The following is a 15,035-nucleotide window of genomic DNA, read 5'->3' on the forward strand; positions in this document are numbered from 1 at the left end:
AATGGAGTCGCGGGTGTGCCGGAAGAATCCGAAGCCTGCCCTGATCATCATTGGCGGTCTTGGGAACAAACCACCGGACCGGAGTCCGAATGTGGATCGGCTTCCAGCCACGTTCATTCTCTCATACCCGGGCTGGATCGCCGCGGAAGCGGGCGTTGTTGTTCCCGTTGCTGTGGGGTGGGTCCAGCCACCGGCGTTACAATCAGGCACAGGAGCACCGGACGAAAAGGACGCAACACCCATGCCCAGCATCTCCCCCGTCAGCGCCCATCAAGAGGAACGCGCCGCCGATCCGCGGACCAGCGCCGCCGGCAGCATTCCGCGCATGGCCCGGAACCGGCCCTTCGGCTGGCTGCTGGTCATCACCGGAATCGTCGGCTGGCTTGCCTCCGGAACCCTGGTCCTGGAAAAACTCGAAGTGCTCAAGGACCCCAATCACACCACCGTGTGCGATGTGAATCCCTGGATCTCCTGCGGCCAGGTCATGCAGACCTGGCAAAGTTCGCTGTTCGGTTTCCCCAACATGTTCATCGGAATCGTGGCCTTCGCCATCACCATCACGGTGGGTATGGCCCTGTTGTCCGGGGCGACGTTCGCGCGCTGGTACTGGCTGGGACTGCAGGTGGGCGTCACGCTCGGCTTCGCGTTCGTCGTGTGGCTGTGGTCCCAGGCCTTGTACGCCATCCACATCCTCTGCCCGTTCTGCATGATCGTCTGGGCGGCCATGATTCCGCTTTTCGTGTGGACCACCATCCGGAACATCACCGCCGGCGTCATTCCCATGCCTGCAGGTGCAGCCCGCGTCCTGGGTGACTCCGGCTGGATCATCACCGCGCTGCTGTACGTGGCCGTCATCGCCACCATCTTCTTCGCGTTCATCCAGGTCTTCGCAGGAACCTCGGGGTTCTAGAACGCACTCGCCCAAAATCCCGGCGCTCCCCTGCGGCATATGACAGATAAGGCCAATGTTCACGAAGAACATTGGCCTTATCTGTCATTTCACTTGGCTTACTGGAACCAGATCTTGATCTCGCGGTCCGCGGAATCCGTGGAGTCGGAGCCGTGCACCAGGTTCTGCTGCACCTTCAGGCCCCAGTCCCGGCCAAAGTCACCGCGGATGGTGCCCGGGGCCGCCGTCGTGGGATCCGTGGTGCCCGCCAGGGAGCGGAAGCCTTCGATGACGCGGTGGCCTTCGAAGATTGCGGCTACCACGGGACCGCTGAGCATGAATTCCACCAGGGGCTCGTAGAACGGCTTGCCCACGTGCTCCTCGTAGTGCTGCTCCAGCAGCTCGCGGGTGGCGTCGACCTTCTTCAGCTCAACAAGGCTGTAGCCCTTGGCTTCGATCCGGGCAAGGATGGCGCCGGTCAGGTTACGGGCGACGCCGTCGGGCTTGATCAGGACGAGGGTGCGCTCAGTAGTCACAACTGCTCCAATGCGTTGGTGGGGTTTCGGGATAAGTCTACGGGGATGGGCTTACGGGGATTGCGGCTGGGCGGGACCGGCAGCCTGGTCCGGGTGGGCGGCTTCCCATTCCGCCTGTTCGCGTTCGCGCTGCACCGCTTCCCGGTCCAGCCGGATGCCGGTGCGGATGCCGTACCACCAGGCCAGGGCGAAGAGCGCCCCCACCAGGAACATGGCGGGCTCAAAGATGCCGGTAAGGATCAGGACGAGCTGGAGGATCCAGCCCAGGCCGATGCCCCAGGGTTTGTTCAGGACCGCGCAGGCGAAGATCATGACCACGCTGAGACCGATGCCCACACCGAGGATCAGGGCCGGCGGGAACTCCCCGCGGCGCAGGCCGAACACCACCAGGGTGGCGAAGAACATGACGAACGCTTCCAGGAGCAGCACCGTGGAGGCAAACATCACCTTGGTGGAGCGGCGCTTCTTCGGCATGCCGGGACGCCATTCCCGCTGCGCTTTTGTCAGTCTGGCCATGCTCACGCCTCCGTTTTTCCGAGCAGGATCCGTGCCTCGGCCACCAGGGTGATCGATCCGGTGACCAGGACGGCCCCGGAGAGGTCATCATTGGCTTCGGCCCGCTCCACGGCCCATTCCAGGGCGTCATCCAGTTTCTCGGCGATGTGGACGTTGTCCTCGCCGAAGCCCAGGTCGATGGCAAGCTCTGCCAGCTCCGCTGCGGGTACGGCGCGCGGTGAGTTGGACTGGGTGAAGCAGTATTCCACGGCCACGTCCCCCAGGGATTCCCTCAGCTCCCGCAGGATTTCTTCGGCGTCCTTTTCCTTGAGCACGCCCACCACGGGCACCAGGCGCGTGAAGGTAAACGCTTCCTGCAGGGCTGCAGCGGAGGCCTTGATGCCGTCGGGGTTGTGCGCGGCGTCCACAATGATGGTGGGTGCCGTGCGTACCACTTCGAGGCGGCCCGGTGACGTCACTGCGGCGAAGCCTTCCTGCAGGACCTCGAAGTCGAGCTCCTTTTCGCCGCCGAAGAACGCTTCGAGGGCGGCCACGGCTACGGCGGCATTCTGCGCCTGGTGGGCGCCGTACAGCGGTACCAGCAGGTCCGGGTAACGTCCGGCAATGCCCTGGATGGTGACCATCTGGCCGCCAACAGCCACTGTCCGCGACTCGACGCCGAACTCCACGCCTTCGAAGCGGAACGGCACGCCCACTTCCTTGGCCTTTTCCAGCAGCACCTGGGCCGCATCGAGGGGCTGCGCTGCGCTGATGAGGTAGCCGCCGGGCTTGATGATGCCGGCCTTTTCGTAGGCGATGTCCTCGGTGGTGTCGCCCAGCAGGTCCGTGTGGTCCAACGAAATCGGCGTCACCACCGACACCTGGCCGTCACCGACGTTGGTGGCGTCCGTGATGCCGCCAAGGCCCACCTCGATGATGGCCACGTTGACGGGCTGGTCGGCGAAGATGGCGAAGCCCAGGATGGTGAGGCACTCGAAGTAGGTCAGCCGCGGCTGCCCTTCGGCTTCCAGCTCGGAGTCCACGATCTGCAGGTAGGGCCGGATTTCGTCCCAGATCCTGACGAACGTCTCATCGGAGACGGGGTGGCCGTCGATGCTGATCCGTTCGGTGACCTTGGACAGGTGCGGGCTTGTGTAGCGTCCCGTGCTCAGGCCATGGGCGCGGAGCACGGATTCGATCATCCGGGACGTGGAGGTCTTGCCGTTGGTTCCGGTGACATGGATGATCGGAAAGGCCTTGTTGGGTTCACCGAGCACGTCCATGGCGCGGAACAGCGGCGCCAGGCGGGGCTCCATCTTGTTTTCCGGCGCCCGGCCCAGCAGTTCGGCGTACACGCTCTCCACGGAAAATTCGTCGGTCATGTCCTAGGCCTCCACTTTTTCAACGGCGACGGCGGGTTCAGCCGTGCTGCCTGCCTGGGCGTCCAGGGCAACAGTCAACGTCTCGCCCTTGACGAGTTCGGCGTTGGCCAGCAGGGCATCCACCATGTTCTGCGGTGCGGTGACGGTGGTCCGGATCCGGTCGCTCACGTTGAGGCCGGCGTCCTTGCGCGCCTGCTGGATGGCGCGGACCATGTCGCGCGCCAACCCTTCGGCTTCAAGCTCCGGCGTGACTTCGGTGTTCAGGACCACGAACCCGCCTCCGGGCAGCACGGCGACAGCGGCGGAACCGCCCTCGGACTCTGCCACCACGGTCTCCAGCATGTACTCCTGGGGCTCGAGCTGCAGCCCGCCCGCTGTGACCACGCCGTCGTCGTCCACCGACCAGTCGCCGGACTTGGAGCCCTTGATGGCCAGCTGGACATTCTTGCCAAGGCGCGGACCGGCGGCCCGGGCGTTCACCACCAGCTTCTGCTGGATGCCGAACTCCTCGGGGGAAGCGGTGGCGGCGTCCAGGAGGCGGACGGAACGGAGGTTGAGTTCATCGGCGACGACGGCGGCAAAGCCTTCCAGCGCATCAGCCCCAGGTGCCACCACGGTGAGTTCCTGCAAGGGCAGGCGGACACGCAGGTTGGCTGCCTTGCGGAGCGAGGAGCCGGTTGAGCAGATCTGCTGGACCCGGTCCATGGCTTCAACCAGGGCCGGGTTGGCGGGGAAGAGGTCCGCGTCGGGCCAGTCGGCAAGGTGCACGGACCGGCCGCCGGTCAGGCCGCGCCAGATCTCTTCCGAGACCAGCGGAAGCAGCGGCGCAGCAGCACGGGTGACGGTCTCCAGTGCGGTGAACAGGGCGTCGAAGGCGTCCTGGTCCTCGTCGAAGAACCGCTGCCGGCTGCGGCGGACGTACCAGTTGGTGAGCATGTCCAGGTAGCTGCGCAGCGAGTCGCAGGCGCCGGAGATGTCGTAGGTGTCCAGCTGCGCGGTCATGTTCCGGACCAGGTCGCCGGTGTTGGCCAGCAGGTACTGGTCCAGGGTGTCCGCGTAACCGTCGTAGCGCAGCTTCGCGTCGTAACCCTGGCCTGCAGCAGCCGCGTTTGTGTAGAGCGTGAAGAAGCTGTACACGTTCCACAGCGGCAGGATCACCTGGCGGACGCCGTCGCGGATGCCCTGCTCGGTGACGATCAGGTTGCCGCCGCGCAGGATGGGACTGGACATGAGGAACCAGCGCATGGCGTCGGAGCCGTCGCGGTCCAGGACCTCGGACACGTCGGGGTAGTTGCGCAGGCTCTTGGACATCTTCTGGCCGTCGGAGCCCAGCACGATGCCGTGGCTGATGACGTTCCTGAACGCGGGCCGGTCGAAGAGCGCCGTGGAGAGGATGTGCAGCATGTAGAACCATCCACGGGTCTGGCCGATGTACTCCACGATGAAGTCGGCCGGGTTGTGGGTGTTGAACCAGGCTTCGTTCTCGAACGGGTAGTGCACCTGGCCGTACGGCATGGAGCCGGAGTCGAACCAGACGTCCAGCACGTCTTCCACGCGGCGCATCACGGACTGGCCCTCTTCGGGGGTGCGGGGGTCGTCCGGGTTCGGCCGGGTGAGCTCGTCGATGAAGGGACGGTGGAGGTCCACCTCGCCGTCTTTGTTCAGCGGCAGCCGGCCAAAGTCCGCTTCGATCTCCGCGAGCGAGCCGTAGACGTCGGTGCGCGGGTATTCCGGGTCCGTTGACTGCCATACGGGGATGGGGCTGCCCCAGAAGCGGTTGCGGCTGATGGACCAGTCGCGGGCGTTTTCCAGCCACTTGCCGAACTGGCCGTCCTTGACGTTGCCGGGGATCCAGTTGATCTCCTGGTTCAGTTCGGACATGCGGTCCTTGAACTTGGTGACCTCAACGTACCAGGAGGACACCGCGCGGTAGATCAGCGGGTTGCGGCAGCGCCAGCAGTGCGGGTAGCTGTGCTCGTAGCTGGCCTGGCGCACCAGCCGGCCCTGGGCCCGGAGCACCTGGGTGATGGGCTTGTTGGCCTCGAAGACCTGCAGTCCCACAATGTCGTGGAGGTCGCCGTGCTTGAACAGCGGCAGGAACTTGGCACCCTCGTCCACGGACAGCACCACGGGGATGCCTGCTTCTTCGCAGACCTTCTGGTCGTCTTCACCGTAGGCCGGGGCCTGGTGCACGATGCCGGTTCCGTCCGTGGTGGTGACGTAGTCGGCCACCACGAAGCGCCAGGCGTTCTCCATGCCGTACTTCTCGTTGTCCGCGAAGTCGTCCCAGAGCCGCTGGTACTCGAGGCCTTCGAGTTCAGCACCGGTGTAGGTGGCCACCACGCCGGCTTCCGCAGCTTCGAAGCTGTCGTAGCCCAGGTCCTTGGCGTAGCTGCCCAGCAGGTCGGCTGCGAGCAGGAAGCTGTCGCCGACCGGCGCATCGGCCGAAGCGGCTTTGATGCCGTTGGGTCCGGCGGGCAGCACGGCGTAGGTGATGGAAGGCCCGACGGCGAGCGCGGCGTTCGTGGGCAGCGTCCAGGGCGTGGTGGTCCAGGCCAAGGCCTGGACGCCGGCCAGCTTCTGCGACAGCTCCGACTCCCCCGCGAGGATGGGGAACGTGACGGTGACGGTCTGGTCCTGGCGGTTCTTGTAGACGTCGTCGTCCATGCGCAGCTCATGGTTGGACAGCGGCGTTTCGTCCTTCCAGCAGTACGGGAGGACCCGGTAGCCGTTGTACGTCAGGCCCTTGTCGTGGAGCTGCTTGAACGCCCAGAGGACCGACTCCATGTACTCGACGTTGAGGGTCTTGTAGTCGTTGTCGAAGTCCACCCACCGGGCCTGCCGGGTGACGTAGCTGCGCCATTCGTCGGCGTACTTCATCACGGAGGCGCGGCAGGCGTCGTTGAACTTGTCGATGCCCATGGCTTCGATCTGGGTCTTGTCCGTCATACCCAGCTGCTTCATGGCTTCAAGTTCGGCGGGGAGGCCGTGGGTGTCCCAGCCGAAGCGACGCTCAACGCGCTTGCCGCGCTGGGTCTGGTAACGGCCCACCAGGTCCTTGGCATAGCCGGTGAGGAGGTGGCCGTAGTGCGGCAGGCCGTTGGCGAAGGGCGGGCCGTCGTAGAACACGAATTCGTTGCTGCCGGGCTCACCGCCGGGGACGTCGGCGCTGCGCTGGTCGATGCTGGCCTGGAAGGTGCCGTCCTGGTCCCAGTACTTCAGGATGCGCTCTTCGATCTCCGGGAACTTCACGGAGGCGGAAACGCCGGCACTGCCGTTGGACGAGGTGCTGGAGGCTGAGGCCTTGGGGTAAAACGTCATGTTCGACATCCTGGGTTGAGCGTGGTGAACCCCGGCAGGGCCGGAGGTTCCGTTCAGGATGCGAGGACGGCTGCCGCGCCGTCCCTAAAAGACTGCACGCCCACCGCGGTACCACCTCACTTACCGGCGCCGCGTGTCTTCCGTGAGGAACACCCGCTGCCCCGGCCTCTCATTACTGCTGTGACGGGCTTACCCGTCCGGTTCTACTGGCACAGCCACCCTGCACGGGCACACTGCGCGTTCTTCCGGAAGCTCACCGGTGATTGCCGGGTCATAGCCATAAAGAGTCTACTATCGCCGCAGCGTCCTGTGCCATTCAGCGCGTCCTGTGCCATTCAGCGCAGCCCATGCCAATCAGAGCATCCAGGGGCGTTGGGGCTGACGTCGACACCGCGTGTTCCCTAGACTCGGCTCATGACAGCTTCCGGGCGCCCTGCCGGGCGGAGGCGCGCAGCCGCCGCATGCCGGTGGCTGTTCATTCCCCTTGCGCTTCCCGTCGCAGCGGTGTCCATGATGCGGGCTGTCCCCGTCGAGTGGCCCGTCCTGGGGGTCCAGCTGGTGGCGTTCACGCCCTGGCTCACAGTGCCTGCCGCCGCAGCGCTGGTCCTGGCCTTCCTTGGCCGCAGCCGGTGGCAGCAGGTCCTGGCGGGATCCCTGGTGGCGTGCCAGGCGTTCTGGCTCTTCCCGGTGGACGTCCGCGGGCCTTCCGCCGAGGCCGCCGGCAGGCCGGTTTCCCTCGTGGTGATGAGCATCAACGCCGAACTGGGGGATGCGGACGCTGCCGGAATCGTGGACCTGGTCCGTGAACAGCACGTGGACCTGCTGGCGGTGGAGGAGTACACGCCCCAGCTGTCACGGCGGCTCACTGCGGCAGGCCTGGACGGACTGCTCCCGCACCGGGTTGCCCATCCCAGGGACGGCGCCGGCGGTACGGCCATCTATTCCTCGCTAAGCCTGAAGGACGGCGGGGTGCTTCCGGACACCCAATTCACCATGCCGGTGGCCCGCCTTGACCTGGCGGAAGCTAGCGGGGCCGCCCTTCGGGTGGTGGCTGTGCACACCCTGGCGCCGGTGGGTGACGCCGTTGGCCAGTGGCGCAAGGACCTGGCCACGGTGGCCAGGGCGGACAACGGATCCGGTCCCCTGCTGCTGGCCGGGGACTTCAACGCAACCTACGACCACCGGGAATTCCGGGCGCTGCTGGCGGGCCAAGGAGGCGGCCGGACGCTGGTGGACGTGGCCGCCTCCGTGGGCGGCAGGCTGGTGCCCACTTGGCCGATGCGTGGCTACCGCCTGCCAGGGATCACGCTGGACCATCTGGTGACCAGCCGCGACATTACCGCCTCCGGCTATTCAGCCCACCGGATCGAGGGAACGGATCATGCCGCAGTGGTGGCCACCCTGCGCATCCATGTGCCCTAGCCCTTCCGGATGAGTTTGTGCGTGGCCGCCTGGGCCACCGGCCGGATGACGATCTGGTCAAGGTTGACGTGGTGTGGGGCGCTGACGGCGTAGCGGACCACGTCGGCCACATCCTCGGCGGTGAGCGGCTTCTCCACGCCCTGGTAGACCTTTTCTGCGGACTGCGCATCCCCGAGGCGGTTGAGGGCGAACTCCTCGGTCTGCACCAGGCCCGGCGCCACCTCGATGACCCGCACGTTGTGCTCAGCCTCTTCGAGCCGGAGGGCGTTGGTCATGGCGTGCTGCCCGAACTTGGCAGCGTTGTAGCCGCCCCCGCCCTCGTAGGCGTCCAGCCCTGCGGTGGAGGTGAGGTTCAGGACCGTGCCTTCGCCGGTGGCCCGCAGCATCGGAAGGAACGCGCGGGTGAGCTTGAGGGTTCCAAGGACGTTGACGCGGTACATCCACTCCCAGTCGGCGATGTTGGCATCGCCTACCTTGTCCGCACCCCGGGCACCACCGGCGATGTTGATCAGCGTGTCGATGCCGCCTGCGTCGGTGACCTGGGCGAGGAGCCGGGACACGTCGTCGTCCTCTGCGATGTCTGCGGGAATCGCGACGGCGCCTGTCCCGCCTTCCAGCGCCGCGAGCCTGTCAGCCCGGCGGGCCACGGCAAAGACCGTCCACCCGTCGGCGCGCAGCGCACGCACTGTTGCTTCTCCGATTCCGCTGCTCGCGCCGGTCACCAATGCTGCTTTTTTCTGCAAGTCCTCAGTCATGGCACCACCCTAGCGGGATCAGCCGGCGGCCCGTCCCCGGAGGTAGTCAAGCAGGACGTGCGCATTGTTCGCTTCGGTGTTCCGGGCGGCGTAGAGAAGGGTGATCCGGGGGTGTGCGCGGGCCAGTTCCAGCAGCGTCTCCACGGCCGTATTGGTGTCCAGTTCAAGCCGGTAGCGTTCGCTGAAACCGGCGAACTGTTCGGGGCGGTGGTTGAACTCCTTGCGCAGCTCCGTGGAGGGTGCCACGTCCTTGAGCCAGAGGTCCACGGCGGCGTTTTCCCTGGCCATGCCCCGCGGCCAAAGCCGGTCCACCAGCACCCGGAAGCCGTCGCCGTCCGCCGGCGGCTCGTAGATGCGCTTCACGCCGAAGGTTGCCCGGAACTCTCCCATGGCCCGCATGCTACCCGTGTTCGCGTCCGCGCGGGCGGGACGGGTTGGGTGGGATGGAAGCGGGCATGAAAGAATTGCCCAATGGCTGAAGACACGCAGGGTACAGACACGCCCACCACCGCCCCCATCAATGTTCCGGACAAGCCGGCCCTCGAAGGCCTCGAAGCCGCGCTCACCCAGCGCTGGCTGGCCGAAGGAACCTACAAGTTCAACCCCGACACTACCCGGGAGCAGGTCTACTCGATCGACACTCCCCCGCCCACCGCGTCGGGATCCCTGCACGTGGGGCACATGTTCTCCTTCACCCAGACGGACGTCCAGGCACGCTACATGCGCATGACCGGCAGGAACGTCTTCTACCCCATGGGCTGGGATGACAACGGCCTGCCCACCGAACGCCGGGTCCAGAACTACTACGGTGTCCGATGCGATCCGGCCATCCCGTACAACGCCGACTACCGGCCGCCCGCCCAGCCGGCCAAGAACCAGCGCGATTTCGACGTCGTATCCCGGCAGAACTTCATCGAACTGTGCGAGGAACTGGCCGTTGAGGACGAGAAGGTCTTCGAAAACCTGTTCCAGACCCTGGGCCTGTCCGTCGACTGGGACCTGACCTACCGCACCATCGATGACACTTCCCGCGCGGTGTCCCAGCGCGCCTTCCTGGCCAATCTCGCCGCCGGGGACGCCTACATGGCCGAGGCTCCCACGCTGTGGGACGTCACGTTCCGTACCGCGGTGGCCCAGGCCGAGCTTGAGGACCGCGAGGTCCCGGGCGCCTACTACCGCTACCCCTTCTTCACCGAAGACGGCAGGAAGATCTTCATCGAGACCACCCGCCCGGAGCTCCTTGCAGCATGTGCCGCGCTGGTGGCGAACCCCGACGACGAGCGGTACCAGCCGCTGTTCGGCAAGACCGTGAAGTCACCGCTGTTCGATGTTGAACTCGAGGTCAAGGCCCATCCGCTGGCAAAGGCGGACAAGGGTTCCGGCATCGCCATGGTCTGCACCTTCGGCGACCTGACCGACGTCACGTGGTGGCGCGAACTGCAGCTGCCCACCCGCGCCATCATGGGCCGCGACGGCCGCATCATCGCCGAAACGCCCGAGTGGATCACCAGCGAGGCCGGCAAGGAGGCGTACGCCGCCATCGCCGGGAAGACTGCCTTCTCCGCCAAGGAAGCCGTGGTGGAGCTGCTCAAGGAAGCCGGCCTGCTCGATGGTGAACCCAAGAAGATCACGCACCCGGTGAACTTCTTCGAAAAGGGCGACAAGCCCCTGGAAGTGGTTACGTCCCGCCAGTGGTACATCCGCAACGGTGGCCGCGACGAGGACCGCCGCGAACGCCTCATTGGCCGCGGCAAGGACATCGACTTCCACCCGTCCTTCATGCGCTCCCGCTACGAGAACTGGATCGCCGGCCTGAACGGTGACTGGCTGGTCTCACGCCAGCGGTTCTTTGGCGTGCCGATCCCCGTGTGGTACCCGCTCGACGCACAGGGCAACCCGGAGTATGACAACCCCATCCTGCCCTCCGACGCGATGCTGCCCGTTGATCCGGCAGCGGACGCTGCCCCCGGCTTCGAGGAGGCACAGCGCGACCAGCCCAACGGCTTCACGGGCGACGCCGACGTCCTGGACACGTGGGCCACTTCCTCGCTGACCCCGCAGATCGTGGGCGGCTGGAGCCGTGACGAGGACCTGTTCGCCAAGGTCTACCCGTTCGACCTGCGCCCCCAGGGCCACGACATCATCCGGACTTGGCTCTTCTCCTCGGTGGTCCGCGCGGACGCCCTCCAGGACTGTGCCCCTTGGAAGCACGCGGCCATCTCCGGCTGGATCCTGGACCCGGACCGCAAGAAGATGTCCAAGTCCAAGGGCAACGTGGTCGTGCCCACGGACGTCCTGAACGAGTATGGTTCGGACGCCGTCCGCTACTGGGCTGCCTCTGCACGGCTCGGCGCCGACACCGCCTACGAGATCGCGCAGATGAAGATCGGCCGCCGCCTGGCCATCAAGCTCCTGAACGCCTCCAAGTTCGTGCTTAACCTGGGCGCCACCGAAAACTCGGTGTTGTCGGGCGGTCTTTCCGTCCTGGCGAACCCCCTGGACCGGGCGCTGCTGGCCCAGCTGGCCGAGGTCGTGGCACAGTCCACCAAGGCATTCGACAACTACGACTACGCCCGCGCCCTGCAGCTCACGGAGTCGTTCTTCTGGCAGTTCACCGACGACTACGTGGAACTGATCAAGGACCGGGCCTACGGTGCCGCCGGCGAATCGGAGCAGGCTTCGGTGCTGGCCGCGCTGGCCACCACGCTGGACACCCTGCTGCGGCTCTTCGCCCCGTTCCTGCCCTTCGCCACCGAGGAAGTATGGAGCTGGTGGCGTACCGGGTCGGTGCACCGGGCCCAGTGGCCTGCCGCCCTGGAGATCCCCGGCGGGGACACCACCATGCTCGCGACCGTGGGCGTGGCACTCAGCGGTGTCCGCAAGGCCAAGTCCGAGGCCAAGGTCAAGCAGCGCACCGAAGTGCTGTCAGCAACCATCACTGCCCCGGAAGCGCTGACCGCGCAGCTGCAGGCCGGGCTGGCTGATTTGAAGGCTGCGTCCAACGCCCGGGAGATCACGCTGGCCGTGGGCGACGGCGACCTCACGGTCACTGATGTAGCCCTGGCTCCAAGCGACGAGCCGGCCAAGGCTTAGCGCCGGACCTGGAGCCGGGGTCAACCCGGTTCCGGGCAAAGGGGAAGCCCCATCAGCGTTTTGCCGTTGGTGGGGCTTCGACTTTTTCGGCCATCCGGTGACGTGCTCTGATGGTCTGGCAGGATCCGCTGAACTTCAGGTCTTACTACCCCGTCACTGGTAGCTTGCATTCAACTTTGCCGATGGCTGCGTCAACTTACATATCACTGAATCTTTGGTTCCTGCGTCCACTTCTTTCGAAGTGGTAGGAACAATTGTTCTCCTGTGCCGGTCCACGTGCAAGGGCCCCGGGGAAACTACATTCCGGTAGTTTTCCCGGGGCCTTTGCAGGATGTTCGGTGCCCTCGCAAACGGTGCAGCCTGGCGTTTCTAGTCGAACTCCGGGCTTTCCGTGCGGCTGCGCTTCAACTCGAAGAAGTGCGGATAAGCGGCGATGGCCGTGGTGGCATCCCAGATCCTGCCGGCTTCCTCACCGCGGGGAATACGCGTCAGGACCGGCCCGAAGAACGCTGTTCCATTGAAGGCGACCACCGGGGTTCCAACATCCTGGCCCACCAGCGAAATGCCTTCCTCATGGCTGGCCCGGAGCTGGTGGTCGTAGGCGTCCGTGGTGGCGGCGTCAGCCAGGGAGGCGGGGAGGCCGCACTCGGCAAGGGCTTTAGTAATGACCTCGGCCCGGTCTTTTTCCCCCTGGTTGTGGATCAGCGTCCCCATGGCGTCATACAGCGGCTTGATGACCTGCGGCCCATGCTCTTCCCGGGCGGCGATGATCACGCGGACCATGCCCCACGCGTTGTCCATGGATTCACGGTAGCCGGGCTCCAGGTCACGCCCCTCATTCAGGACAGCGAGGCTCATGACGTGCCACTCCGTCTCGATGTCCCGGACGGCTTCCACTTCCCCGATCCAGCGGGATGTGACCCAGGCGAACGGGCAGAGGGGGTCGAACCAGAAGTCGGCTTTGTTCTTTGCAGGTGAAGTCACGAAGGTCCTCTCGGTCAGGCAGACTTACGGCGCTTGGCCACGTGCGGAATCATGGTGGGCTCGGCGCCCCGCAGGACGACGTCCTCGGTGATCACCACGCTGGCCACGTCCTCGCGGCTGGGAAGATCGAACATCACGGGAAGCAGGACCTCCTCCAGGATGGCGCGGAGGCCACGGGCACCGGTGCCCCGCTCCAATGCCTGGTCGGCAATGGCGTCCAGGGCAGTGTCGTCGAACACCAGCTCGACGCCGTCGATCTGGAACATCTTCTGGTACTGCTTCACCAGGGCGTTCTTGGGGGTGGAAAGGATTTGGATCAGGGCGTCCCGGTCCAGGTTGGACACGGTGGTGATCACGGGGAGCCGCCCAATGAATTCGGGGATAAGGCCGAACTTCAGCAGGTCCTCCGGCATGACCTCACCGTAGGAGTCCACCTTCTTGCTGGCCTCGTTGAGCGGGGCGCCGAACCCGATGCCCTTGCGGCCGGAGCGGGAACCGATGATCTCTTCCAGGCCGGCGAAGGCGCCGGCGACGATGAACAGCACGTTGGTGGTGTCGATCTGGATGAACTCCTGGTGCGGGTGCTTCCGTCCACCCTGCGGCGGCACCGAGGCCACGGTCCCTTCCAGGATCTTCAGGAGGGCCTGCTGCACGCCCTCGCCGGACACGTCGCGGGTGATGGAGGGGTTCTCGCTCTTGCGGGAGATCTTGTCGATCTCGTCAATGTAGATGATGCCCTGTTCGGCCTTCTTGACGTCATAGTCAGCGGCCTGGATGAGCTTGAGGAGGATGTTCTCCACGTCCTCGCCCACGTATCCGGCCTCGGTCAGGGCGGTGGCGTCCGCCACGGCGAACGGAACGTTCAGCCGGCGGGCGAGGGTCTGGGCCAGATAGGTCTTGCCGCAGCCGGTAGGTCCGATGAGGAGGATATTCGACTTGGCGATCTCGACGTCGTCGTGATGGCCGCCGTCCCCCAGGTTTCCGGACTTTGGGGCATGGCCCGCCTGGATGCGCTTGTAGTGGTTGTAGACCGCGACAGCGAGGGACCGCTTGGCGGGCTCCTGGCCGATGACGTATTCCTGCAGGAAGTCGAAGATTTCACGCGGCTTGGGCAGTTCGAAGCTGCCGAGATCAGCGACCTCCGCAAGCTCCTCCTCGATGATTTCGTTGCACAACTCGATGCATTCATCGCAGATGTAGACACCGGGGCCGGCAATAAGCTTGCGCACCTGCTTCTGGCTCTTTCCGCAGAAAGAGCACTTCAGCAGATCCGTGCTCTCGCCAATCCGAGCCATATATGAACCCCTTAGTATCCTGCTGCCAGGCAGCCCTGCACCATTGCTGAAATCTTTCCCGGCCTGCACGGCCCGGGTTGTGACAACATCCACTCTAGGTCACATTCGGCCCCAAGGGTGGAATGAAAAGGCCGGTGCGGCCAAATGAACTGGACCGCACCGGCTTTCGGTACTGCTACCTCGTGATCGCCTGGGGCTTGATCTTGCGTGAATCAAGAACCTGGTCGATGAGGCCGTATGCCTGGGCCTCGTCGGCGGTGAGGATCTTGTCGCGCTCGATGTCGTTGTTGACCTGCTCCGACGTGCGGCCGGAGTGCTGGGCCAGGGTGTCCTCCAGCCAGGAACGCATGCGCATGACCTCTGCGGCCTGGATCTCCAGGTCGGAGGCCTGGCCGCCCTGGCCGCCGGAGAGGGCCGGCTGGTGGATCAGGACGCGGGCGTTGGGCAGCGCCAGCCGCTTGCCGGGTGTACCCGCCGCCAGCAGGACAGCAGCCGCACTGGCGGCCTGGCCCAGGCAGACGGTCTGGATCTCGGGGCGGATGTACTGCATGGTGTCGTAGATCGCCGTCATGGCGGTGAAGGAACCACCGGGCGAGTTGATGTAGAGCGTAATGTCGCGGTCCGGATCCGTGGACTCCAGGACCAGCAGCTGGGCCATGATGTCATCAGCGGAAGCGTCGTCCACCTGCACACCGAGGAAGATGATGCGGTCCTCGAAGAGCTTGGTGTACGGGTCCTGGCGCTTGAAGCCGTAGGGGGTGCGCTCCTCGAACTGCGGCAGGACGTAGCGGCTGGACGGAAGATTCCCGGCTGACCACCCGAAGTTGTAGTTCATTGTGTTTGCTCCTGATCGAAAGGGGTTC

The 15,035-nt window shown here is 65.3% G+C and carries 12 protein-coding genes; 3 read left to right on the forward strand and 9 right to left on the reverse strand.

The features are described from left to right. The first annotated feature begins 241 nt into the window (after window positions 1-241). The gene (locus VIK36_RS12580; protein ID WP_324642157.1) at window positions 242-910 is read left to right on the forward strand and encodes a vitamin K epoxide reductase family protein; all 669 of its coding nucleotides are present in this window, start codon (window positions 242-244) and stop codon (window positions 908-910) included. Window positions 911-1,008: 98 nt separating this feature from the next. On the opposite strand, the gene ndk is transcribed toward VIK36_RS12580, so the two are convergent. Genes ndk through ileS form a run of 4 tightly spaced genes read right to left on the reverse strand, consistent with a single transcriptional unit; the run spans window position 1,009 to window position 6,623 of the window. After that, a complete protein-coding gene (gene ndk / locus VIK36_RS12585) occupies window positions 1,009-1,425 on the reverse strand; it encodes a nucleoside-diphosphate kinase (RefSeq protein ID WP_159631802.1) in 417 nt (138 codons plus the stop codon). A gap of 51 nt (window positions 1,426-1,476) precedes the next feature. Beyond that, window positions 1,477-1,941 (reverse strand): DUF4233 domain-containing protein, encoded by a 465-nt coding sequence (locus VIK36_RS12590; protein WP_255172441.1) that lies wholly within the window; start codon window positions 1,939-1,941, stop codon window positions 1,477-1,479. Between the two features lie 2 nt (window positions 1,942-1,943). After that, entirely contained in the window at window positions 1,944-3,302 is a 1,359-nt protein-coding gene (locus tag VIK36_RS12595) for a bifunctional folylpolyglutamate synthase/dihydrofolate synthase (protein ID WP_255172442.1), read from the reverse strand. A 3-nt stretch (window positions 3,303-3,305) separates the two neighbouring features. Further along, on the reverse strand, window positions 3,306-6,623 hold the full coding sequence (gene ileS, locus VIK36_RS12600) for an isoleucine--tRNA ligase (RefSeq protein WP_324642160.1): 3,318 nt from the start codon (window positions 6,621-6,623) through the stop codon (window positions 3,306-3,308). Between the two features lie 414 nt (window positions 6,624-7,037). On the opposite strand from ileS, the gene VIK36_RS12605 reads away from it, so the two are divergent. Continuing rightward, entirely contained in the window at window positions 7,038-8,045 is a 1,008-nt protein-coding gene (locus VIK36_RS12605) for an endonuclease/exonuclease/phosphatase family protein (RefSeq protein ID WP_324642161.1), read from the forward strand. Here the strand turns inward: VIK36_RS12605 and VIK36_RS12610 are convergent. Beyond that, window positions 8,042-8,800: an SDR family oxidoreductase gene (locus VIK36_RS12610; protein WP_255172445.1), complete on the reverse strand. Its 759-nt coding sequence runs from the start codon at window positions 8,798-8,800 to the stop codon at window positions 8,042-8,044. The genes VIK36_RS12605 and VIK36_RS12610 overlap by 4 nt on opposite strands. Window positions 8,801-8,818: 18 nt before the next feature. Beyond that, on the reverse strand, window positions 8,819-9,190 hold the full coding sequence (locus VIK36_RS12615) for a DUF488 domain-containing protein (protein ID WP_324642163.1): 372 nt from the start codon (window positions 9,188-9,190) through the stop codon (window positions 8,819-8,821). A gap of 81 nt (window positions 9,191-9,271) precedes the next feature. On the opposite strand from VIK36_RS12615, the gene valS reads away from it, so the two are divergent. After that, window positions 9,272-11,893, forward strand: coding sequence for a valine--tRNA ligase (valS, locus tag VIK36_RS12620; protein WP_324642164.1), 2,622 nt, complete (start codon window positions 9,272-9,274; stop codon window positions 11,891-11,893). A gap of 369 nt (window positions 11,894-12,262) precedes the next feature. Here the strand turns inward: valS and VIK36_RS12625 are convergent, their stop codons facing one another. The 3 genes from VIK36_RS12625 to VIK36_RS12635 all read right to left on the reverse strand — a co-directional run bounded on the left by VIK36_RS12625 (window position 12,263) and on the right by VIK36_RS12635 (window position 15,007). After that, window positions 12,263-12,877 carry a DsbA family protein gene (locus tag VIK36_RS12625; RefSeq protein ID WP_324642165.1) on the reverse strand — a complete coding sequence of 205 codons (615 nt, stop codon included), beginning with the start codon at window positions 12,875-12,877 and terminating at the stop codon, window positions 12,263-12,265. A 14-nt stretch (window positions 12,878-12,891) separates the two neighbouring features. Next, window positions 12,892-14,172, reverse strand: coding sequence for an ATP-dependent Clp protease ATP-binding subunit ClpX (clpX, locus tag VIK36_RS12630; RefSeq protein ID WP_255172449.1), 1,281 nt, complete (start codon window positions 14,170-14,172; stop codon window positions 12,892-12,894). Window positions 14,173-14,347: 175 nt separating this feature from the next. After that, window positions 14,348-15,007 (reverse strand): ATP-dependent Clp protease proteolytic subunit, encoded by a 660-nt coding sequence (locus VIK36_RS12635; protein WP_138606612.1) that lies wholly within the window; start codon window positions 15,005-15,007, stop codon window positions 14,348-14,350. Window positions 15,008-15,035 lie beyond the last annotated feature (28 nt).

This window comes from Pseudarthrobacter sp. LT1, assembly GCF_035621795.1.
Taxonomy (GTDB): Bacteria; Actinomycetota; Actinomycetes; order Actinomycetales; family Micrococcaceae; genus Arthrobacter.